Genomic DNA, 20,866 nt, shown 5'->3' on the forward strand with positions numbered 1-20,866 from the left:
AAATAGCCGTTCCGCCTTAAAAAAACCACCGCGATGGACGATCTGGACTGGAAGATACTCGCGCTGTTGCAGGCCAACGGCCGCATCAGCTATACGGAGCTGGCCCGCCAGGTTCATCTGTCGGTGCCGGCGGTGACGGAACGCGTGAAGCGCCTTGAAACGGCCGGCATCATAGAGGGCTACACGGCCCGGATCAATCCGGCCGCGGCCGGCTATCCGGTGAGCGCGCTTATCGGCATCACGGTACCGCAGCCGGCGAAAGCGAAATTCCTCAAGTTGCTGGAGACGATTCCCGAAGTCGTCGAATGCCATCATGTGACGGGCGCCGACTCGTATGTCATGCGGTTCGTCGCCACCAGCATGACCCACCTCGAACAGCTGATCGAACGCATCAACCTGTACGGTGAAACGCGCACATCGATCGTGATGTCGACGCCGCTACCGGTGCGCGGGCTGGCGCGGCCGCCGTCGAAGTTCGACGACGGCCGCAAGTAGCTGGCCGGGTTTTCATGGCCGACCGACAGATCCCGGCCTGAACCTTTGGCGGCCGGTGACGGCCGCCATTCGGTCATTCGGCCGTTTGCCTCCGTGACGTTCGGCGCCGATCGGCTATTTGCCGACCGCGCCGCCGAGCAGGCCGCCCACCAGCGACGTGACCGGCGCGAGCGGATTGGCGAGACTGCCCGACGGCGTGCCGCCGCCGGTGCCGGTAGCGGAACCGTCATGCACGATCCACGGCATGCCGCCGACCACGCTCGTCACCAGACCGGCGATCGGCACCGCGCCGTTCGCGCCGCTCGGGTTCACGAGCCCACCCACATTGCTCACCGTGTTGCCGACCGCTCGGACGAGTTCGCCGACACCGCTAACGACCGGCTGCGGCGACGCGGACGTCACCTTCCATCCGGCCGACGTGATGGCCCCGCCGACCTGCCCGAGCAGGCCGGCGACCGGCTGGCCGAGGCCGGTTGCCGTGCCGACCTGTTGCGTGAGTTGGCCTGCTGTCGTCACGAGCGGGGTGATCGCGGTGCTGAGCGCCTGCGTCGCCTGCTGGACCGGGCCCGACGACAGGGCCGAGCCGAGCATGGTGCCGCCCGACTTCAGACCGCCGGCCGCCGTGTCGAGCAGGCCACCGACCGGCGTCGTGATCGGCGCCAGCGGCGACAACGGGCCGGTGCCGAGCGCCTTCACCGTTTCGCTGAGACCATTAACCGGGTTGCTGGTCGAGCCGACGATGGTGCCGAGGCCGGCGACCGTCGTGCCGACCGGGTTCGCCGTGAAGCCGATCTGGCCTATGCCGCTGCTCACGGCGTCCGAGGTATCGCGGACGAGCGTGCCGACGCCCATGAGCGTGTCGGCCGGCCCGGCGGTCACGCCCTTGCTGACGCCGCCGGGCAGGCTCGCGCCGCCTATCGTGACGCCCACGTCCGTGACGACGGAGCCGACGGAGCTGACGATACCGTTCGTGCCGGGGGTGCCGCTGGTTCCGCTTGTTCCGCTTGTTCCGCTTGTTCCGCTTGTTCCGCTTGTTCCGCTTGTGCCGCTTGTGCCGCTTGTGCCGCTTGTGCCGCTCGTGCCGCTCGTGCCACTGGTCCCGCTCGTCCCACTGCTCCCACTCGTACTCGTCCCGACGTTGTTACCGGCCAGTTTCGGCGCCGTAACGTCGCTGCCGCCACACGCTGCCAGCGCACACGCCGCGGCAATAGCGGCAAGCGCAACGTTCGCCTTGATGAAATGATTTTGCATGGAAATCCCCGTCAGCCATTCAGCGCGAACGTTCCAGCAAGCATCTACCGTGCCATCTTCGTCGGATTCGTTAACAATTCCTCAACCGCGCCGTGGCGGCTTTCCTGACGGCACTTTCCGGTACGACGCATCGCATGCGAGTCTAGCCCTGCGGTTCGATCCGCCCTCGCGTCCCCGCGACGCCGACGTAACACCGGCACTGCGTTACGTAGCACGAGCGGTGAAAAACCGGCCGCGACCGCACCTCGCTTGCTCCCGCCCCGGCACCTCGCGCATGCCACCGCTTCATCGAAAATCTCCCGTTACCTCGAAGACGCTTCCGCTGCGTGTGGAAGTCGCGCATCGCGAATGACTTGCGAACTCGGATGCCCCGTTCAAACGATCAACGTCACGCCGGCCCAGGCGATCAGCACGACGCCCAGCACGCGCCCGACCAAATCTCCACCTGGCAGGATTTTTTCCGCGAACACGAACAGCGACAGCGCGGCAATCCAGACGACATTCATCACGCCGCCGACGAACAGCAGCGCCATCAGCAACCAGCAGCAGCCCACGCAATACATGCCGTGGCGCGCGCCGAGCAGGAAACTGCCGACGACGCCCGGACGCCAGTGTGAGACAAGAAAACCGGCCGGCGCGCGGCATTGCCGAAGGCACGCTCGTTTCAGCGGCGAGAATTGATAGAGCCCGGCCAGCGCGAGAACGACTGCGGAAAGAACAGCGCTCTTCGACCACAGCATCATTGCGGAGATCAGCCCGGCCGGCTGCAGCAGCGCCTGAAGCAACGCCGCGCCGATCGAGAACGCGAGCCATGCGGCCAGATAACCGGCCAGCAGCGACACCGACGTGAACGCGGCACCCGGGCCGTCCGCGCCGCGATGCCGCAGCACGCGCCGGTACAGCATCACGAGCGGCGCCGCGCTGGGCGTCATCATCGCGATCATCATCACCCACCACATCGCGATCACGGTCGGCAGCGACGGATCCATGCTGCCCATGCCGGCCGCCAGTCGATGCGGAAAGAGCGCGACCGTCGTCATCTCCAGCGCCGACATGCCGGTTCCCGCGCCCGTCCACAGATAGAACCAGCACGCGCCGACGAGCGCGGCCATGCCGAGCAGCGTGACGACGCGCTCGCGCCCGAGCCAGGTGTCGAACGGAGTCATGCCGCGACGCGATGCCGGATCAGCCCGTGGTTGTTCATGTGCAGCCGCGCGAACTGCGCGTAGGTTCCGTCGAGCGTCAACGCGATGTTGCCTTGCGAGCGCCCCGTGCCCGAACCGATCTCGGCAAGTTCGTATTCGAAGCCGTTCGGCAGGTCGATTCGCGCGCGATGCTCGGCGCCCGTCACCGGGTTAAGAATCGGATCGCCCGCAACGTCGAACACGCCGTCGACATGAATCCGGCCGCGCCGCGCATCGACATCGACGTCGAAATCGATCTTCGTGAAGATCGGCTCGAACGCGTGCTCGAGCGTCGACGCATACACCGAGAACATCGTCGCAAACGGATCGGTATCCTGACCGGTCATGATCTTCAGCACCGCTTCGCGCTGTGCCGGGCTGGCGCGCTCGTCGACGATCGGCTGGCACTTCCCCTTGCCTTCGTGGACCGCCCCCGGCCACTGAAACACGACAGCGATCCTGACGCCGTCGAGCACCACGTCGCCGTAGTGGCCGCTGTCGATCGAAATCGCGCCCATCGCTTCGCAATTTCCGTTGGTCGGCAACGCACTGAACTGGCAAGGACAACCGTATGAGCAATTGCAACTGATCAATTCGGTGCCCTGAATCTCCCACGGAGTCATGACTCCACCTCGCGCTCGGTGACATATGAACGCTTCGAATCTAGTGCACGGCACTGGGGAAATCAAAGCCGGAATGGAAGCCCGGTTCGACGCGTGAAACCCGTGCGTTCCGGCCTCACGCATGACGTTCCGAACTACTCGACGAAGGCGGTTCCGGCCACCGTCGTCGCACCCCGGATCTCACACGAACAGCGACGCGACAATCGCACACCACGCGGCACTCGCGCCGCACGGAAACACTCGCCGAGGATCGCCGTGATCTCTTCCGCCGGCAGCAGCTCGCGAGTTCATTTCCGGTTCGATTGAATCAAGAGCGGCTTCGCCGCTGGCCAGCGAATACGCGTAGTCACGAATTGACAGAGTCGATTCGATCGAGCGCCATGTTGCAGCCGATTCGTCGAACACGAACACGGGTGTCGCCCGTTAATCCGGCTTTCTCGCCGCCTCTGCGACAGCCACCCAGCCCATCACGGCGCCGGCGACCCAGCAACACGTGACCAGCAGGTCGAGATCCATCCAGCCTTCGAAATTCGCGCTGTTTTCGAAGCTGCAGCGCTGATGGCCCCTGACCCACATGCAACCGCTGATGAACTGCTGAATGTGCATGTAGACGTTGAACACCGCAAAGGCGGAGGTAATGACGGCGACCCGCAGGCGTATGCTCGTTTTCATTGGCGCTGAAGGCGTGGGATGAACTGCTGCCGATCTTAAGCCAACGGCGACGTGTGACGCAATCGATCCGGTATCGGCCCGATCATCGTGGCTTGCGCGCCGCGATGTTTGCCGGCGCGGCCGTTCAGTTGACGGGTGCGGCGGTAGCCGCAGTCAGCGTGCAGCGCGCGCGGCAGGCGGCGTGACGCGCGCGGCCTGTCTCACGCACGCACCGGCTTCACACTGCGTGCGCCAACCGTGCGCCGCCATACCCGTCAGCGATGCTTCCCGCCATGCCGGCGCCGCCGGTGTTCCGCACGCGCCTGCAGCAGCGTCGGCATCAGCTCCTCGATGTATTGCCGCGCCTGCCCGCGCGTCACGATCTCGCTGAAGCGCAGATGGGCATTGTCGTGACCGACCAGCGCCGCATGCGCTTTCTTCAGGATGTGCAGATAGGCGATCAGGCTCGTGCCGTCGCGCACGGGCAGCGCGTCACGCGGGTCCGGGGTCGTGCTCATGATCCAATCCTTTGCGGGCAGTCGGTGCGGCAGGTGGTCGTCACGAGCGCCAGCAGGTCGTTGGCGAGGCGGTCGCGATCGGTCAGCGGCGCGAGGCCGAACAGCCGCTCGAGCGTCGCGGCGACCGAAGCATGATCGTACGGCGTGTGGTCGACCTTCCCGGCCGCGACCCACGGCGAAATCACGATCGCCGGCACGCGCACGCCATACACGTCGAAGCCGAAGCCGCTCGCATTCAGCGTCGCGGCCGCGCCGTCGTTCGGCGGCGGCGCGGCGCCCGGCCTGACCGAATCGTAGAAGCCGCCGTGCTCGTCGTAGACGATCACAAACAGGCTGCTGTTCCACACCGGCGAATTGCGGATCGCGTTGTACACGCGTGCGGCGAGCTGGTCGCCGCCGGCCAGCCCGTCCATCGGGTGTTGCGAGCTGCCGTTCCGGTAGGTGCCGTGCACGATGTCGCCGTAGCCGGGCTCGATGAACGTATAGCGTGCCGTGTAGCCGGCCGCGAGATCGGCCTCGAAGTGCGCGAGATCGTCGACGTCGACGAAGCTCACGCCCTTCAGCGACGCGACCTGCGGCACGTGGCCGAGCGGATCGCCCGACTGATCCTGGTAGATGCGCCAGTTGTCGTCGCCGAGCGCGCCGAAGATCGAGCCCTTCGGATAACGGAAGCCGTCGAACGCCTCCCACCCTCCCATTTCTTCCCTGGTCGGCGAATGATCGAGCCCGGCCGTCGACGCGCCGTGCAGGAAGAAGCGGTTCGGCCAGGTCGGCCCCGGCATCGACGCATGCCACGCGTCGCACAGCACGAACGCATTCGCGAGTGCGTACAGCGACGGCGCGTGCGTCCGCACGTCGGCGCCCTGCATGATCTTGCCCGCGTCGGCCGGCTGAGGCGGCGTGCCTTCGGAATGCGACGTCGCGTAGTTCGACACGAATCCCGAATTATTGACGCCCGGATAAGCCTGCCCTTTCACGAACGGCACGCCCGCGCCGCAGAGCTGTTCGAGCACGTCGGTGAATTCGTGGCACGGGTCGGTCGGCATCCGGTCGGGCGCGCCGCCGCCGAACGGATAGACGGCGCCGCCGTACGCATTGCTGTCGCCCGGCGACGCGGCGACGATGTCGGCGATGCCCGACAGCGCGAACAGGTGATCGAACGAGCGGTTCTCGAGCATCAGCACGAACACGTGCTGAATGCGGTCCTGAACGGGTGGGGATGCGGGGGCTGCGTCTGCACTCATGGCGCCTCCTGGCGTCGCGCGACGAATGTCCGGCTGGCACGGTCGCGGGAGCGCTGAAGGCGATTGAAAGCAAACGAGAGGTGATACAGCGTGCGCGGGCCGCGAATTGCCGACGAGTGTACGACCGTGCCGGCATCCGCGTAAAGCGACGTACAGTGCGTGCGCGGCATGCGTGCTCAACCAGCTGCCGATGTGGCCGGCCGGCGCAATGCGCAGCGTATCAACGAGTACGGAGGAGAAACGACGATCCGAACCGGGCGGTTCGATCGGGGATGCGACCTGGGCCGCCGCGGCGTGACGACGCCGCCGGCGACCGACGAACGGCACGACCCGTGCCGTCCATCCGGTTCGTCCGGCCGTCCGGCCGCACGGCCGGACGGGAGTCGATCGGCGCGGTGCTGCGCGCGCGATCCTGGCCGCTTAGCGGCGCGGCCCGCTGTTGCGTTGCGGACGCGGAGAATTCGCGTCCTTGTGACGGAAGTTGATGCGGCCCTTGGTAAGGTCGTACATCGACAGTTCCAGCGTCACGCGGTCACCCGCGAGAATGCGGATGTGGTTCTTGCGCATGCGGCCCGACGCATACGCGCCCACCACCACGCCGTTTTCCAGCGTGACACGGTATTTGCTGTCCGGCAGCACTTCGTCGACGATTCCGTCCAGTTCCAGCAGTTCTTCTTTTGCCAAACCAATTCCTCCAGACAAGGTGATTGACCGCGGCCGCGGCGATCTGCCCGGCGCCGTTTCCCGCAACGGGACGACGGCCGGCAGGCTGCCGGGTATCGGTTCGTTCAGACGGGCCACGGGCCTGTCTTGCGATCGGAGCCCGGCGCGTTGCGGCGTTCGGGCGGTCGGTGGCGGCGGCGCGATGAGCGCCGCGCAAGTAGTCGGGACCGCGCCGGCTGCTACGGCATGGCGTCGGTCTGCTCGGGTTGATGCGTTAAAGCGGTGATGCGCTGGCGAAGCGGCGCTCGCTTCGCGAGGGCGTTGTGTCGCACGCGGGTCACGCATGCGATGGGGAGGCGTCACGGCCGATGCATCGTGAATGTCGCGATGCATCGGTCGTGCGCATCGGAACGCGCAGGCCACCGGAACAGCGGCGCCCCGCGCGAAACTCCATCCGGCACCCGCCGCCGATCGGCGGCCGATGCCGATGCGGCTTACTGCGGCGTGATGTTCGACGCTTGCAGACCCTTCGGGCCGCGCTTCACTTCGAAGCTAACCTTCTGGCCTTCGGCCAGGGTCTTGAAGCCCGTGCCGCGAATTTCCGAGAAATGGGCGAACAGATCGTCGCCGCCGTTGTCCGGGGAAATGAAACCAAAGCCCTTGGTTTCGTTGAACCACTTGACGGTACCGGTATCCACAAATACTTCCTTAATACGAATAATTGAACATGCGCCCGCGACGGGCACAGAAAGAATCAAAGAGGGAGAGACCAACGACTGCCGCACACGGAGTGCGGCCAATGATGAGCAATCGAACTTCTTGAAGACTTCGGTCACGGACACTACGCGGTAGCGGCCGTTCCGTCAAGCTCTTTCGGTGCGACGCATACGCACGGGCGACGCGCGCGCCTTATGTGGCGGGTGTTGCCGGCCGACGGGACCTGTTTCGATGCACCCCCTATTTTCGGTCGGCCCGCCGGTTTTTACCGCGGCTCGAACACGTGATGCAGCGCCGGCGGCGCGTCGCCTTCGCGAATCCGCATTTCGAATGTCTCGCGCGCGATGCACGTCGCGCCGCACGTCGACCACGTCCAGGTAGAACCACGAATAGCAGTCACGCATCTGGTACAGCGGGTCGTCGCCTTCGCACAGCATCGGGTTGTCGATCCGCGTCTTGCTGTGCCAGATGTCAACGTCCTCGTAGAACACGCGCTGCGCTTCCTTCACGTACGCGTTCGCAATCTCCAGGTTCTGTTCGTCGGTCAGCCCAGCCACCTTCTTCACGATCACGCCGTAACGCAGCTCGAAGCTGTTCATGTCGATCGGCACGTGGCAGTCCAACAGCACCGGATGGATCGGCTGCCCGTTGCTCTGCCCTGTCATCTGCGTGATGTGCACGGCCGGGCCGAAATAGGTCGACAGCGCGGTCAAGCTGTCGCCGCCGAGCTTCTCGCTGCGGCCGACCATCAGTTGCGTCGCCTTGTGATCCTCGAACAGGTTCGTCGCGACCTTCAGCCCGATCCCGAGACGCGCCATCACCGCATTGCACAGGATCGACACGAGCGTGAGCGGCACGACGATGCACAGCACCGCGCGCCACGAGCGGAACGTGACAGCACACAGCAGCGCGATCGCACCGAAGATCGACAGCAGCATCGCGACTTCCGCACCGGGGTGGCGTTACATCGTCTGTTGGGACGAGAGGCGGAGAGGAAACGGACGGGACGGGCCGTGGAGTCGGTGCGGCGGGTTGGGTCAGCCGGGGGTTCGTTCGGTAGGTTGGTGCGCCGGCACGCTGGCATCGACTGGACGCGCGACCGACAGCGGCAAAAAGGCGGCCGCCCGGTCCGGACACATCGGCTTAGCGCCACCGTTCCGGTTGAACTCGTATGCGGTTTTCGAACCGATTCCCTCGATTGAATCTCGCGGTGTGGATTTGAAACGATGCAAGTTTTAATTCCATTAATGCCTCCGGATTTACCCCCCCGACAATCACCCTTAAAACAGCCGGATTGCATTAAATTATAAAAAATAATAAAGCTTATTATATAATGTTATATTATTGAGTCGATTTATAAGGTGTAAATTTGACTTGCCCTTTGTTTCACCCAAACAAAAATCGCATTACATCCACTGCATTTTTGTTTATTTTTACCGACCACACCGAAGATGGCCCCGAGAAATTAAATTGGCGCACGAGTTACACTCCGACCGGCAAAAAACATTAACCAATCAATTAAAACAAAGCCCCATTCCACCGGATCGAATGCTCAGCAACAACAAAGAGAGTTCATTGGAAACATTTTCACGCAATGTCCTCGCAGTTTATTTAATTCGCCCGGCATAATTTCGTGCTATCTGAGGGGCGCCTCAATGTTCGACAGATATTTCGAATCTCAGAAAAACAACTCATAAGTTCGAAAGGAGATTCAAATGAGCAAACTGATCAGTAAAATCGCTGTTGTTGCGTTCGGTTCGTTGATCGCAACCAGCGCGCTGGCCCAGCAGATCAGAACGCAGGGAGGCGTGACGCAGATCACGTTACCCGAGCGCGGTCTCCAGGTGGCCGCAGTCGATTTCAAGCACGCTCTGCCGATGCCGCTGCCAAGACCACTCGTTGCGCCGCCTACCATGCTGGATTCACTGATGTACAACGCCAGGCCGGCGCTGGGCGTGCCGGGCTATGCGCAAGGCGGCGTTGGAGACGGCAGGCAAAGGCCGGTGCAACTGGTCGCGCCAGTCGATTTGAGTCAGTCCGGGGTCCAACCGCAGGAATACGGATCGTCGAATCAGCCGTATACCACTAGCCAGGTGAATGCAAGCGGCGACAATACGCAGTATTACTATCCGTTCCGCGCAGCCGGCAAGCTGTTCTTCAACATCGGCTCGGCGACCTATCTGTGCTCTGCCTCTCTGATCAAACCGGGAGTGGTCGTCACGGCCGCGCACTGCGTCGCGAATTTCGGTCAGCGGCAGTTCTACTCGAACTGGGTATTCGTTCCGGCCTACAGTAACGGAACCGCGCCCTATGGCACGTGGAACGGAGCATCCGCGACCGTCATGACTTCCTATTACGACGGTACCGATCCATGCGCTGTCGCCGGTGTCATCTGCCAGGACGACGTGGCCGTGATCGTGCTGTCGCCGCAAGCCGGATCGTATGCGGGCAATCGCGCCGGATGGTATGGCTATGGTTGGAACGGCTATAGCTACACCCCGTCAGGACTCGCGCTGATCGACCAGCTCGGCTACCCGGTGGCTTTGGATAGCGGCGTCTACATGGAGCGTAACGAATCGCAAGGTTTCGTGTCCGCCAGCAACTCGAACAACACGATCATCGGATCGCTGATGACCGGGGGGTCGAGCGGCGGCCCGTGGCTCGTCAATCTTGGCATGCCGCCGACACTCAACGGCACGGCCTTCGGCAACGCAGCCTCGCACAATACCGTGGTCGGCGTGACGAGTTGGGGTTATACGAACTCTGCGGTGAAGCAGCAAGGCGCGTCGCCGTTCACGAGCAGCAACATCGTGACGCTCGTGAATACCGTATGCGGCAGCACGCCGGCAGCGTGTTGAAGGCAGCCTGACGTAACGCGTCGCGCGTGGCATTGCGCTCGTCGTGCCGATTCGGCACCGCTGGTCGACGCCTCACGCGACGCATCCTCTGCGCTGCCCAGGGCCAACCCGCGCTCCGATCGAACGCGCGACGCTAGTCGAACGGATTCACCAGCCGGACCCCCGTCTTCGCGAAATCACCGACGTTTCGGGTGACGACCGTCAGGTCGTTGATGAGCGCCGTTGCGGCAATCAGCTTGTCCAGCGCGTGCTCCGGATGCGGGACACGCAGGTGGCCCCACAACTGGCCGACATCGATGTCGATCGGCAGGATGTTAGACGCATAGTCGGACATGAGCGCGGCCAGCCAGACATCGAGTGTCGACGCCTGCTGCGAATCGCCGCGGCGGCGGATCATCTCGACGCCGCGGCGCAGTTCGGAAACCGTCACGACGGACAGGTAGAGACTGCTGCCGTCGTTTCCGGCTTCACGGAAGAACGCGCGCACCCCGCTGTTCGCGCGCTTTCCCTTCCTGATTTCGCTGATGACGTTCGTATCAATCAAAAACACGCCTGACCTCGCCGGAATCCTGCACACGTTGGAAATCCGTGTCTTCGCCAACATCGGGCATGCTCATCAGCACTTGCGCAAATGTCCTTCGCTTCGGCCGGCCGAGCGCATCGGCCAGAATGGCTCGATGTTCGGCCTCGGCACTCCTGCCATTTGCCGCAGCCTGCTCTCGCAGGCTCTGAACGATACTGTCATCCACGTTACGCACCAGAAGATTTGCCATAGGTCACTCCATCCAGGTTGCTATCAATGATAGCGCCGTGACGGTGAATTGCAAGCATTGCTATCATCGTCATGGCTGGACGGAAGACGGTGGTTGGCGTCGGCGAACGGCCGCGGCCGGCATGAATCCATGCCAACTCCCGCCGCTCGCCCGACACGTCGAACTGCTGTCCGCAAGGTAAGGCAGATCGGAACGACGGAAAAGACGGCCGAATGGCTATTCGCCGATGGAGGACCTGCGCAGGCACGCGTAGCGCCGCACGGAGCGGCTTCATTCACCGCCTCCCCGGCACATGCGGCCGCCGTCACGATGCGCGGTACGAACCCCGGCACGGCACCGTGCAAGCAAGCTTGCTGTTCGCCGGACCGGGAACGCGTTGCCGTGCGCATGACCGATACGACATGCGCGGCGTATGCGCCGCAACACGCGGCGCCCGCGACCCGATCCGATTTCCCGTTTGTTTCGATGTCGTTGCATGCCGCCGATGCGCCCGTCGTTCTGGCGAAACTCGATTGCGCCAGCGGCACCGGGTCACCCGCAAAGCGCGTGCCATGCGGCGCGAAACGAGGCGGGAGAAGCGTCACCGTCAGGCACGGATGGTTACGCGGATCGCAATCGGAGGGAATGTTTCAGGAACGTATCCGTATTCGGCGGACCACGCCGGAATGCACGCGGCCGCCCGACAGGATGTCGAGCAGCGCGACGCGCTCGGCGACCTTGATCGGGTGATTCATCGCCGGCGGCAGGCACACGACGCCGTGGCCGAGGCCGATGCGCGTCATGCGGCCGGCCAGGTACGCAAGGAAGGTTTCCGGCGCGCGCATGTGCGCATAGTTGGTCGGCGACGTGTGCTCCACGCACCAGATCGTGTCGAAGCCGACCTGCTCGGCGAGCGCGTGCCGGTGCAGGCCGGGCCGCACGAATACCGCGCGGTGCTGGAGGACAAGAACGACGCGCTGCTCGTGATTTCGCAGAAACGGGCAGCATGACGATGCGCGGTGCGCATGCGGGATGCCGGCGCATCGCGCGTGGCAGGTGCGCTACGCAGGCGGGATCGAGCATCGCGCACCGTCATTGGCTTCGCCGATGACAATCAATGTCTCCAGGCAGCTTCCCGATGGCCGCCGGAATCGGTACCATCGAGCGCTTGAAGACCGGCACGCGCCGCGCGACCGTGCAACGGCGCCGCCCGCGCCCGGCCTTCGCACCGCCATTTCGCCATGTCCCGGGAACCCACACACTCCGTACTGCTCTGGATCGTCGCCGCTGCGTTCTTCATGCAGTCGCTCGACACGACGATCGTCAACACTGCCCTGCCTTCGATCGCGCAAAGCCTGCACGCGTCGCCGCTCGCGATGCAGCCCGTCGTGGTCGCCTACACGCTGATGATGGCGATGCTCACGCCGGCGTCCGGCTGGCTCGCCGACCGGTTCGGCACGCGCCGCGTGTTCTCGGTCGCCATTCTCGTGTTCGTGCTCGCATCGATCGGCTGCGCGGCGTCGCATACGCTCGGCCAGCTCGTCGTCGCGCGCGCCGTGCAGGGCATCGGCGGCTCGATGCTGCTGCCGATCGGGCGGCTCGCCGTGCTGCGCCGCGTGCCGGGCGAACAGTACGTCGCGGCGATCGCGTTCGTGTCGATCGCCGGCCAGCTCGGCCCGATCGTCGGGCCGACGCTCGGCGGCTGGCTCACGCAGGCGATTTCATGGCACTGGGTGTTCATCGTCAACGTGCCGGTCGGCGTGGTCGGCTTCATCGCCGTGCAGCGCTACCTGCCGCACGATCAGGCGAAACAGCCGCCGCCGTTCGACTTCGTCGGCTGTGCGCTGCTGTCGGTCGCGATGATCGCGCTGTCGCTCGCGATCGACCCGCCGATGCCCGCGCATCGCGCCGCCTGGTCGGCCGGGCTCGCCGTGCTCGGCCTGGCGAGCGCGCTCGCGTACCTGCCGCATGCGCGGCGGCGCGCGCAGCCGCTGTTCCGGCTGGGGCTGTTCCGCGAGCCGAACTTCGGTTCGGGGCTGCTCGGCAACCTGCTGTGCCGGATCGGCACGAGCGCGGTGCCGTTCATGCTGCCGCTGCTGATGCAGGTGCAGCTCGGCTATACGCCGCTGCAGTCGGGGCTGATGATGCTGCCGGCCGCGATCGCGGGCGTCATCGCGAAACGCTGGATCGCGCCGCTCGTGAAGCGCTTCGGCTACGCGACGTTTCTGGTCGTGAATACGGGGATCGTCGGCTGCGCAATCGCGGGGTTTGCGCTGGTGTCGGCGCAGCCCGCGCCGGTGCTGGAGATCGTGCTGCTGGTCGTGTTCGGCGCCGCGAACTCGATGCAGTTCGCGGCGATGAACGGCGTGACGCTGAAGGGGCTGTCGCATGCCGACGCCGGCAGCGGCAACAGCCTGTTCACGATGATGCAGATGCTGGCGATGGGGCTCGGCGTATCGATCGGCGGGGGGCTCGTGAACCTGTTCGCTGCCTGGTGGGGCTCGATGGGGCGCGGGTTCATGCTGTCGTTCGCGTGCATGGGCGCCGTCACGCTGCTGTCGTCCGTCGTGTTCCGGCGGATCGATACGGCAACGCCGCCGGCCGGTGCGGCAGCGCGATCGTCCGCGTGAGCGCCGCGGACGTCAGTTCGCCTGGCGGCGCTCGACGACCCGCTTGAGCACCCAGCGGATCGACGACCCGTCGGCCGGCGGCTGCGCGACGCGGTATTCGTCGACTTCGAGCGTGTACAGGTAACCGGGCTGGTACGCGAAGCCCTCGATGCCCGCGTACCACAGGCTCCACGGCTCGCTCGGGCTGCTGCGCACCTGCAGGCATTCCATCGGCGCGACGCCCGTGCAGCGCGCGGATTGCGGCGCGACGTAGATGGTCTTCGTCACCGGCCGGCCGTCGGCCGGGCGGGCCGCGTTCTGGGCCGTGACGGCCGCGTCGGTCTGGCATCCGGCGACGAGCGTGCTGCCGGCAATGACGGCCGCGCCGAGCAGCGTTCTGGAATGGCCAAGCATCTGATGTTCCTCTGGAAGCGTTGAAGGGGGCGGTTAGACGACCGGCACGGCGGCAAAGTTCACAAATACCTTACGCCCGGCGATTCGCCCCCCTCATTCGTGCGATGTCGTGCGCGCGCCGACACGTTACCGTGCTCCGGTGCAGCCGCGCGCATCGCCGCCGGCGGCCCGCACGTGCACGCCGGACGCCTACTTCGCGCGTTTCGCGTCGTTCGGCAACACGAACTCGACTCGGCGATTCAATGCACGGCCGTCCGGATTGTCCGCGCCATTCCTGAGCGTATTGGGCGCGACCGGCCGGCTGTCCCCCAGCCCCTTGACCGACAAACGCGCCTTCTTCATCCCGTGCGACGTGAGCCAGTCGGCCACGGCATTCGCACGACGGATAGACAGCGTCTTGTTATACGCGGCGGACCCTTTCGAATCGGTATGCCCCTCGATCACGATCGCCCCGGACGGAACGGACGCGGCGAGCCGCAGAATGTCGTCGAGTGTCGGTTCGGCGGACGACCGGATGCTGGCCTTGTCGAAGTCGAACAGGATGTCGCCCAGCATCGACACCCGTACCGTCGCCTTGTCCTCGCGCACGGACAGGCCGTCGTGCCGTGCCGCGAGCCCCGATGCCTTGGCCGACAGATCCGATACGGTGCTGTTCAGATCGGACGAGAATCCCTTCACGTCCAGGACGGTTGTCTTGAGATCCCGAATATCGCGATGCGCCGGCGGCGCTTGCGCGAAGGCACTGCCGACGGCGGACGCCGACAGGATCAGCGCCAGGATTGATGTGATCGCTCCGGCCATGGTCAGCGATCGGTAATCTTGATGCCGTCGAGCGCCTCCACACCCGGAATCGACAACGACACCTTGGTGACGCTCTTCGGCGGAGCGGGAAATCTCCCGTACCACGTGCCCGCGCTCGGCGAATCCTTCGATGTGCTAAGAACCACGCGAGGACTGGCCAGCGGCTGGTTGTTGCTGTCAGTCAGCAGCAAGTGCTTCTTGTTGCCTGCGAGCACGTAGATGCCGTTCTCGTAGTCGCTCTTGCTGATCGAGCTATAGAGCACTTCCACCTTGTTCGCGACGAGCGGCCTGAACCGCAGCTTGATCGTCAGGATATCGCCTTCGCGGATCGCCTCGATTGCCTGCGCTTCGGCTACGCCACTCGAAACGAGCCCGACAGCCAGCGGCGTAGCGGAGGAAGACCTAGCAGGCGCCTGCGCCGACGCGGTATCGGCAAGTGCAGCGGTCGCCAGGAGCGCACCCACGACGGTGCAAATGGTTGCTGCGTTTCTAATTGGTGTCACGGGAACCGTCCTTTTTTAAGGTTATTGGTAGCGTGCGTCAATTACGAAACGAGTTCTCTCATTGCCGTTCCGGCGCTGGAACCCTGGCTGTGTCTCGGATTTGAATTCATGAATTTGTAGGGAGAATACACGGCTTTCGTAAGGACGAGCAACCGTCGCACGCATATTCCCGTGGCGCGATCCGCGCGTAAATATTTCCGACAGACCGGCGTCACGCGGTAGGCAACACTGGTGCGGACATTGCCGAACAGCGTGCTGTCGTTGGGCTGAGGTGCGCGACGCGGGGTGGATCTGTCGGGATCGTCACTTGCCGCGTTCGTCACGGCATGCTTGAAGTCGCGGCAAATGCAGCAATTGCGTAAGGCTTGTGCCGGTTACATTACGATATCGATACCCATAACAACAGGACCCTCGAAAATGGCCGATAAACGATCCGGGATTCCGAAACGCAAGCACCGCCTTTCCACCACGATGACAGGCCTGCTCGTCTGCGCCGCGGCGTTGACCGCAAGCTGGTGCGCGCAGGCGGAAGAACACAACGATTTCATGAAATACATCGCCGGGCCGATGTATGACGGGCCGATCGCCGAACCGAAACTGCGCACGGCGCAGGACCGCGAGTTCGCCAGGAATATCCAGGACGGCGCCGCCGTCAATGAAGTGACCTTCGCGAGCCATTACATCCTGTGGACCTTTGATTGCGGACACAACGACAATTGCATGCGGGTATTCGCGCTCGACGCGAAAACAGGCAACGTGTACTGGTTTCCGTACATCGTGCGCGAACTGGCGATCGTGGACGACAACACGCCGACGGATTTCCGCTCGGACAGCCGGCTGCTCGTCGTGAACGGCAAGCCCGACGGGCAACCGCGCGGCAGATATCGCTACCTGTTCGAGAATGGCAAGTTCCGGTTGCTGGACAAGCAGGCTGGCCGCTGAGGCAACAGCGTGCTGTCGGTGGAGCCATGCGTTCGTTACGATGGCCCGCCACCGGATCAGTCTGGTCCGCTTCAACGTCGAAGCGCCGGCGCATGCCGCCCGACCTGCCGAGCTTCCCGGCGCGGCAGGCGACAAGAACGGAAAGCTTCGCGGGAAAAGTCGCTGTCGTGACCGGTGCGTCAACCGGCACCGGTCAGGCAATTGCCGTCGACAGCGGATTCACCGCATGACGATCGTGTACCATCGGCGCCTCCCGATACGCTTTGTCGCGCTGCGTTCGTCCGCCCGGCCACGTGCGCGCCCGCCACGCCCGCGCGGCCCGCACAGCGCCCCCCGCTTCGCATGACCTCACCCGTTCCGTCCGGCGCCGCGCTGCGCCCGCTGCCGATCGATACGCTGACCGTGCCGGCCGCGCTCGACGGACGCGCGGGCACCAACCGCTCGGGCAGCGCGCATCCGCAGATCGCCGCGACCAACGATCTCGACGCCGTGCGCGCATGGCTCGCGCGCTTCGTCGATACGCCGACCACGTTCCAGAACTACCGCAAGGAAGCCGAGCGCCTGCTGCTGTGGGCCGTGATCGCGTGCGGCAAGCCGCTGTCGTCGCTCACGCACGAGGATCTCGTCGTCTACCGGCAGTTCCTGCTCGCGCCCGCGCCGGCCGACGTGTGGTGCGCGAACGGCGGCCGCAAGCATCCGCGCGACGACCCGCGCTGGCGGCCGTTCTACGGGCCGCTGTCGGCGGCCAGCCAGCGGCAGGCGCTGGTGATCCTGAACGTGATGTTCTCGTGGCTCGTGCAGGCCGGCTACCTCGCAGGCAATCCGCTCGCGTTGTCGCGGCAGCGGCAGCGTCGTCCCGCACCGCGCGTCACGCGCCATCTCGGGCAACCGCTGTGGCAGTCCGTCAAGGACGCGATCGTCGCGATGCCGCGCGACGATGCGCGCGCGTGCTTCCATGCGGATCGCGCGCGCTGGCTGTTCACGCTGCTGTATCTCGGCGGGTTGCGCATCACCGAAGCGGCCGACACGACGATGGGCCAGTTCTTCTGCCGGCGCGACGCGAACGGGCACGACCGCTGGTGGCTCGACGTGACGGGCAAAGGCGGCCGGCAGCGGCTCGTGCCGGCCACCGACGAGATGATGGCCGAGCTGTCGCGCTACCGGCGCGCGCACGGGCTGCCCGCGCTGCCGTCCGACGGCGAGCCCACGCCGCTCGTGCTGCCGCTCGGCCAGGCGCGCAAGCCGCTCACGCGCGCGGCGCTGCACCGGATCGTGAAGCAGGTGTTCCGGCACGCGGCCGACCGGCTGCGCGCGAACGGCGCGGCCGGCGACGAACAGGCGCGCGTGCTCGAACAGGCGTCCGCGCACTGGCTGCGCCACAGCGCCGGCTCGCATATGGCCGACGGCCGCGTCGACCTGCGACTCGTGCGCGACAACCTCGGTCACGTGTCGCTCACGACGACGAGCCAGTACCTGCACGCGGACGACGACTGGCGGCATCGCGAGACGGAGGAGAAACACCGGATCGGGTGGTAGGCGTTCCGCGCGCTGCGCGAGATGGCGTGCCGTCGATGTCGATGTCGGCTTGCGTTTCGCACCGGCGTTCAGCGAGCGGATTCGAGCCCGCTTCCCGGCACCCGCGCCGCGCACCGCGCGGAACGCCCCGCCCGATCAGTACACGGCCACCCAGTGCCCGGGCACCCACGCCCAATGATTGCCGGCCCACCGGTAATGCCCCTTCGCCCAGCGATAGCCGGTTGCCGGCGGCGGCGGCATCACTTCGACTAGCGGCGCCGGCTGCGGCGGCCGCACGGGTTCGACCACGCACGCGGACATCAGCGCGGCACTCGCGCTCACCAGCACTGCAAGCGAAACGGATCGGATCTTCATATTCGATTCTCCCTTTTTGTGTAATCGGTTGGCGGGGTCGAGCGCGTAAACGCCCCGCGTCACGCGGCGCCGCGAATCAGGCCGGTCATCGGCCGCGTCGCGCCGCTTTCCGCGAACAGCGCGGACGCGGTGCGGCGGGAATCGAGCCGCAGGCTTTCGGCGGCCGCGCCCGAGATCAGCGCATCGAGCGACGCGGTCGGCTTCACGTCGCGGCCTTCGTACAGGTCGCCCGGCCGCAGCCCCGGCCAGTCGGCGATCACGCGGCCGCCCGCGACCGCGCCGCCCGCCAGCATCGCAACCGACGCCTGCCCGTGATCGGTGCCGCCCGTGCCGTTCGCCGTGGCCGTGCGGCCGAACTCGGTCGCGACCAGCACCGTGGTCTGCTGCCATGCGGGCCCGAGGCCGTCGCGCAGCGCGGCGAGCATCGTGTCGAGCGCTTTCAGCTGATTCGCGAGCCGCGCGTTCTGCGCGCTGTGCGTGTCCCAGCCGCCCGTTTCGATCATCGCGATCCGCGGGCCGTCGTCGCGCGCGAGGAACGTCGCGGCAAGTTTGCCGACGCCCGCCGGATCCTGCCGCGCATGCGCGTCGCCGGCGAGGCCGCGCGCTTGCATCGCCGACTGCCATAGCGGGCCGAGCTGCGCGTCGGCCTCGTAAAGCGCCGACACGCGCGCGAGCAGGTCGTCCGGCGCGGCCGGCAAACCGGACGGCGCATACGACGCGGCCTGCACGGTGCCGCGCAACGCGAGCGGCACGGTCGGTGCGAACGCGATCGCGCTTTCGCGCGTCGCCGGCAGCAGCGCGGCGAGCCGGTTCAGCCAGCCGTCCTTCACCTGATACGGCGCGCGGCCGCCTGTTTCGAGCACATTCTGCCCGTCGAAATGCGAGCGGTCGCGATACGGCGACGCGATCGCGTGGACGAACAGCGCCTGTCCGTCGCGGTATAGCTGCGCGGTCTGCACGAGCGACGGATGCAGCGCGAACGTGCCGTCGAGCCGCATTGCGGCCGTCGTATCGATCGCGAGCGCGCCGCGCAGCGACGCATACGCGGGTTCGGCATACGGGACGACGATGTTCAGGCCGTCGGCCGCGCCGCGCTGGATCACGAACACAAAGCGCCGGTCGGTCTCGACGTTCGCGAACACGATCCGCGGCGCGACGAGGATCGCGCCTGCGCCGGCGGCGGCAACGCTCAGGAATTGTCGGCGGGACAGTGCCATGTTCACCTCCGTTGGAAGTCGGGCGATACGAGCAGCAGCGCGAGCGACGTGGTCGCGCTTTCCGCGCGCGACAGCGCGGCCGCGGTCGGCGCGCTCATCGAACCGGCGAGCAGCGTGTTGCCGAGCGTGCGCGGGTCGAGCCAGTCGCCGGTGCGCGCGGCCAGGCGCTGCGCGATCTCGACGCGGCGCACGAGCGCGTCGGGCGCGGCCCAGCTCGCGGCGACATCGTCGAAGCCTGCCGGCGAGCCCGGCCGCCACACCGGCTGGCCGAGCTGCGCGAGCAGCGGCGCGGCCTTCAGATCGCCCCGATCGTCCATCTCGCGCCAGCCGAGCCCGCGCAGCGACGACACGGCCCACTCCCACGGCGTCTTGAACTTGCGGTTGACCGGCGACCACGCATCGGGCGAATCGACGAGCGCGCGATAGACGGTCGGCAGATCGCCGCCGCTCGCATCGAACGCGCGCGCCAGCCGGTCGGTCAGCGCGGGTGGCGGATTGTCGGCGACGAAATGACGGGCAAGCTGGAACGCGATGTGCCGACCCGTTGCATCCGACCGCGCGAGGTCGTGCAGGATCGCGCGCGCCTGCGCTTCGCCCGGCTGGTCGTAGGTGCGCCCCATCACCGTGCGCGTGCCCGGCTCGTGCAGCTTCGGACGAAACACGAACGCGCCGGGCGCGGCGTCGCCCGGCCGCGGCCCTCGTCCGCCCGCGATGCTCCAGCCCGTCAATGCGCGCGCGAATTCCGTCACGTCGGCTTGCGTGTAGCCGGTTCGCACGCCGAGCGTGTGCAGTTCCATGATTTCGCGTGCGAGGTTCTCGTTGAGCCCGCGCTTCGCCGACGGATTGCGCGCTTCCGCGCGCAATGCGGCCGGGCTGTCCGGGCCGACCGAGCGCGCCTGGTCGAGAAAGACCTGCATCGCGGGATGCTGTTCGACGGCGACGAGCATGTCCTCGAAGCGGCCGAGCACGTGCGGGCGGATCGCGTCGCGTTCGAACGCGCCCGCATACGCGGCAACCTGCCCCTTGTCGACCGACACCGCGAAATGGTTCGCCCAGAAATGCACGAGACGTTCGACGAACGGCGCGGGCGTGTTCAGCGCGCTGTTCAACCGGGCGGCGACGGCGCTGCGATACGCATCGTAGCCGTCGCGCCGGATCGATTGCGCGATCGCGCGCTTCGCGGCCGCGTCGTCGCCCGTCATCGCGTTGCGTGCGTTCGCGAAGCGCGTCGCGAGCGCGACCGCGTCCGGTTCGCCGGCCCACGCGGCGGGCCGCGCGTCGTAACGGTCGAATTGCGCGACCAGCGCCGCCTTCGGGTCGGCAGGCGGCGCTTCGTCGGCCCGCGCGCCGAGACCGAAGCGGTTCAGCGCGATCGCGGCCGGCGTGGTGTCGTTCGGGTGGTCCATGACGGGCTCTCTTGCGGTGCGTACCCACGTTTAACGCGGGCATGCAGGGAAATCCGTCGCGGGGATGGCAAATATTTTTTGGATCGGAGAAACGAGGAACGAGAGAGTCGGCGGAGGTGATGCACGGC

At 65.9% G+C, this 20,866-nt stretch carries 23 protein-coding genes and 3 pseudogenes; 7 read left to right on the top strand and 19 right to left on the bottom strand.

Going from position 1 to position 20,866, the window contains the following annotated elements:
• The first annotated feature begins 33 nt into the window (after nucleotides 1-33).
• Nucleotides 34-495: an Lrp/AsnC family transcriptional regulator gene (locus ACNQQL_RS10810; RefSeq protein WP_072438626.1), complete on the top strand. Its 462-nt coding sequence runs from the start codon at nucleotides 34-36 to the stop codon at nucleotides 493-495.
• A gap of 114 nt (nucleotides 496-609) precedes the next feature.
• Here the strand turns inward: ACNQQL_RS10810 and ACNQQL_RS10815 are convergent, their stop codons facing one another.
• The 10 genes and pseudogenes from ACNQQL_RS10815 to ACNQQL_RS10860 form a co-directional block, all read right to left on the bottom strand.
• Complete coding sequence (locus ACNQQL_RS10815) at nucleotides 610-1,746, bottom strand: collagen-like triple helix repeat-containing protein (protein ID WP_347064107.1); 1,137 nt, start codon at nucleotides 1,744-1,746, stop codon at nucleotides 610-612.
• A gap of 374 nt (nucleotides 1,747-2,120) precedes the next feature.
• Nucleotides 2,121-2,912: a DUF2182 domain-containing protein gene (locus ACNQQL_RS10820; protein ID WP_072438629.1), complete on the bottom strand. Its 792-nt coding sequence runs from the start codon at nucleotides 2,910-2,912 to the stop codon at nucleotides 2,121-2,123.
• Nucleotides 2,909-3,553 carry a DUF1326 domain-containing protein gene (locus ACNQQL_RS10825; RefSeq protein ID WP_034180174.1) on the bottom strand — a complete coding sequence of 215 codons (645 nt, stop codon included), beginning with the start codon at nucleotides 3,551-3,553 and terminating at the stop codon, nucleotides 2,909-2,911. The genes ACNQQL_RS10820 and ACNQQL_RS10825 overlap by 4 nt, the downstream gene beginning before the upstream one ends.
• 180 nt (nucleotides 3,554-3,733) lie before the next feature.
• A complete protein-coding gene (locus tag ACNQQL_RS10830) occupies nucleotides 3,734-3,964 on the bottom strand; it encodes a hypothetical protein (RefSeq protein WP_347064108.1) in 231 nt (76 codons plus the stop codon).
• Between the two features lie 12 nt (nucleotides 3,965-3,976).
• Nucleotides 3,977-4,225 carry a hypothetical protein gene (locus ACNQQL_RS10835; protein ID WP_072438631.1) on the bottom strand — a complete coding sequence of 83 codons (249 nt, stop codon included), beginning with the start codon at nucleotides 4,223-4,225 and terminating at the stop codon, nucleotides 3,977-3,979.
• A 254-nt stretch (nucleotides 4,226-4,479) separates the two neighbouring features.
• On the bottom strand, nucleotides 4,480-4,722 hold the full coding sequence (locus tag ACNQQL_RS10840) for a hypothetical protein (RefSeq protein ID WP_072438633.1): 243 nt from the start codon (nucleotides 4,720-4,722) through the stop codon (nucleotides 4,480-4,482).
• Entirely contained in the window at nucleotides 4,719-5,966 is a 1,248-nt protein-coding gene (locus ACNQQL_RS10845; protein ID WP_347064109.1) for an alkaline phosphatase family protein, read from the bottom strand. Before ACNQQL_RS10845 ends, ACNQQL_RS10840 begins: the two co-directional genes overlap by 4 nt.
• A 420-nt stretch (nucleotides 5,967-6,386) precedes the next feature.
• On the bottom strand, nucleotides 6,387-6,650 hold the full coding sequence (gene infA / locus ACNQQL_RS10850) for a translation initiation factor IF-1 (protein WP_034180178.1): 264 nt from the start codon (nucleotides 6,648-6,650) through the stop codon (nucleotides 6,387-6,389).
• A gap of 473 nt (nucleotides 6,651-7,123) precedes the next feature.
• Nucleotides 7,124-7,327: a cold-shock protein gene (locus ACNQQL_RS10855; protein WP_006483056.1), complete on the bottom strand. Its 204-nt coding sequence runs from the start codon at nucleotides 7,325-7,327 to the stop codon at nucleotides 7,124-7,126.
• A gap of 284 nt (nucleotides 7,328-7,611) precedes the next feature.
• Nucleotides 7,612-8,128: pseudogene (locus ACNQQL_RS10860) on the bottom strand (3-ketosteroid-9-alpha-hydroxylase); the annotation flags it as partial.
• 851 nt (nucleotides 8,129-8,979) lie between these two features.
• Here ACNQQL_RS10860 and ACNQQL_RS10865 point away from each other — a divergent pair.
• Nucleotides 8,980-10,204: pseudogene (locus tag ACNQQL_RS10865) on the top strand (trypsin-like serine peptidase).
• 133 nt (nucleotides 10,205-10,337) lie between these two features.
• Here ACNQQL_RS10865 and ACNQQL_RS10870 read toward each other — a convergent pair.
• The 3 genes and pseudogenes from ACNQQL_RS10870 to ACNQQL_RS10880 all read right to left on the bottom strand — a co-directional run.
• Complete coding sequence (locus tag ACNQQL_RS10870; protein ID WP_347064217.1) at nucleotides 10,338-10,754, bottom strand: type II toxin-antitoxin system VapC family toxin; 417 nt, start codon at nucleotides 10,752-10,754, stop codon at nucleotides 10,338-10,340.
• The gene (locus ACNQQL_RS10875; protein ID WP_114181524.1) at nucleotides 10,741-10,977 is read right to left on the bottom strand and encodes a FitA-like ribbon-helix-helix domain-containing protein; all 237 of its coding nucleotides are present in this window, start codon (nucleotides 10,975-10,977) and stop codon (nucleotides 10,741-10,743) included. The genes ACNQQL_RS10870 and ACNQQL_RS10875 overlap by 14 nt, the downstream gene beginning before the upstream one ends.
• 656 nt (nucleotides 10,978-11,633) lie before the next feature.
• A pseudogene (locus ACNQQL_RS10880) lies at nucleotides 11,634-11,870 on the bottom strand (LLM class flavin-dependent oxidoreductase); the annotation flags it as partial.
• On the opposite strand from ACNQQL_RS10880, the gene ACNQQL_RS10885 reads away from it, so the two are divergent.
• Both ACNQQL_RS10885 and ACNQQL_RS10890 read left to right on the top strand, forming a co-directional pair.
• Nucleotides 11,826-11,966 (top strand): hypothetical protein, encoded by a 141-nt coding sequence (locus tag ACNQQL_RS10885; protein WP_347064222.1) that lies wholly within the window; start codon nucleotides 11,826-11,828, stop codon nucleotides 11,964-11,966. The pseudogene ACNQQL_RS10880 and the gene ACNQQL_RS10885 sit on opposite strands and share 45 nt — an antisense overlap.
• A gap of 231 nt (nucleotides 11,967-12,197) precedes the next feature.
• Nucleotides 12,198-13,586, top strand: coding sequence for a DHA2 family efflux MFS transporter permease subunit (locus ACNQQL_RS10890; protein ID WP_347064110.1), 1,389 nt, complete (start codon nucleotides 12,198-12,200; stop codon nucleotides 13,584-13,586).
• Between the two features lie 12 nt (nucleotides 13,587-13,598).
• On the opposite strand, the gene ACNQQL_RS10895 is transcribed toward ACNQQL_RS10890, so the two are convergent.
• From ACNQQL_RS10895 to ACNQQL_RS10905, 3 genes are all read right to left on the bottom strand, one after another.
• Nucleotides 13,599-13,979: a DUF4377 domain-containing protein gene (locus ACNQQL_RS10895; RefSeq protein WP_347064111.1), complete on the bottom strand. Its 381-nt coding sequence runs from the start codon at nucleotides 13,977-13,979 to the stop codon at nucleotides 13,599-13,601.
• Between the two features lie 189 nt (nucleotides 13,980-14,168).
• The gene (locus tag ACNQQL_RS10900) at nucleotides 14,169-14,885 is read right to left on the bottom strand and encodes an OmpA family protein (protein ID WP_347064112.1); all 717 of its coding nucleotides are present in this window, start codon (nucleotides 14,883-14,885) and stop codon (nucleotides 14,169-14,171) included.
• Entirely contained in the window at nucleotides 14,783-15,244 is a 462-nt protein-coding gene (locus tag ACNQQL_RS10905) for a hypothetical protein (protein ID WP_347064113.1), read from the bottom strand. The genes ACNQQL_RS10900 and ACNQQL_RS10905 overlap by 103 nt, the downstream gene beginning before the upstream one ends.
• Nucleotides 15,245-15,628: 384 nt before the next feature.
• Here ACNQQL_RS10905 and ACNQQL_RS10910 point away from each other — a divergent pair, with 384 nt between their 5' ends.
• From ACNQQL_RS10910 to ACNQQL_RS10920, 3 genes are all read left to right on the top strand, one after another.
• Nucleotides 15,629-16,225, top strand: a complete 597-nt coding sequence (locus tag ACNQQL_RS10910) for a hypothetical protein (RefSeq protein WP_143155719.1) — start codon at nucleotides 15,629-15,631, stop codon at nucleotides 16,223-16,225.
• 92 nt (nucleotides 16,226-16,317) lie between these two features.
• Nucleotides 16,318-16,455, top strand: coding sequence for a hypothetical protein (locus tag ACNQQL_RS10915; protein WP_177318373.1), 138 nt, complete (start codon nucleotides 16,318-16,320; stop codon nucleotides 16,453-16,455).
• A gap of 112 nt (nucleotides 16,456-16,567) precedes the next feature.
• The gene (locus tag ACNQQL_RS10920) at nucleotides 16,568-17,761 is read left to right on the top strand and encodes a tyrosine-type recombinase/integrase (protein ID WP_175963528.1); all 1,194 of its coding nucleotides are present in this window, start codon (nucleotides 16,568-16,570) and stop codon (nucleotides 17,759-17,761) included.
• Nucleotides 17,762-17,896: 135 nt separating this feature from the next.
• On the opposite strand, the gene ACNQQL_RS10925 is transcribed toward ACNQQL_RS10920, so the two are convergent.
• From ACNQQL_RS10925 to ACNQQL_RS10935, 3 genes are read right to left on the bottom strand one after another with little or no spacing between them, the layout of a single operon-like run.
• Nucleotides 17,897-18,115 carry a YXWGXW repeat-containing protein gene (locus ACNQQL_RS10925; RefSeq protein WP_347064114.1) on the bottom strand — a complete coding sequence of 73 codons (219 nt, stop codon included), beginning with the start codon at nucleotides 18,113-18,115 and terminating at the stop codon, nucleotides 17,897-17,899.
• Nucleotides 18,116-18,174: 59 nt separating this feature from the next.
• Nucleotides 18,175-19,332 carry a DUF1501 domain-containing protein gene (locus tag ACNQQL_RS10930; RefSeq protein ID WP_347064115.1) on the bottom strand — a complete coding sequence of 386 codons (1,158 nt, stop codon included), beginning with the start codon at nucleotides 19,330-19,332 and terminating at the stop codon, nucleotides 18,175-18,177.
• 2 nt (nucleotides 19,333-19,334) lie between these two features.
• Complete coding sequence (locus ACNQQL_RS10935) at nucleotides 19,335-20,738, bottom strand: DUF1800 domain-containing protein (RefSeq protein ID WP_347064116.1); 1,404 nt, start codon at nucleotides 20,736-20,738, stop codon at nucleotides 19,335-19,337.
• Nucleotides 20,739-20,866 lie beyond the last annotated feature (128 nt).

The organism is Burkholderia sp. LFS061, assembly GCF_047978125.1.
GTDB lineage: Bacteria > Pseudomonadota > Gammaproteobacteria > Burkholderiales > Burkholderiaceae > Burkholderia > Burkholderia pyrrocinia_C.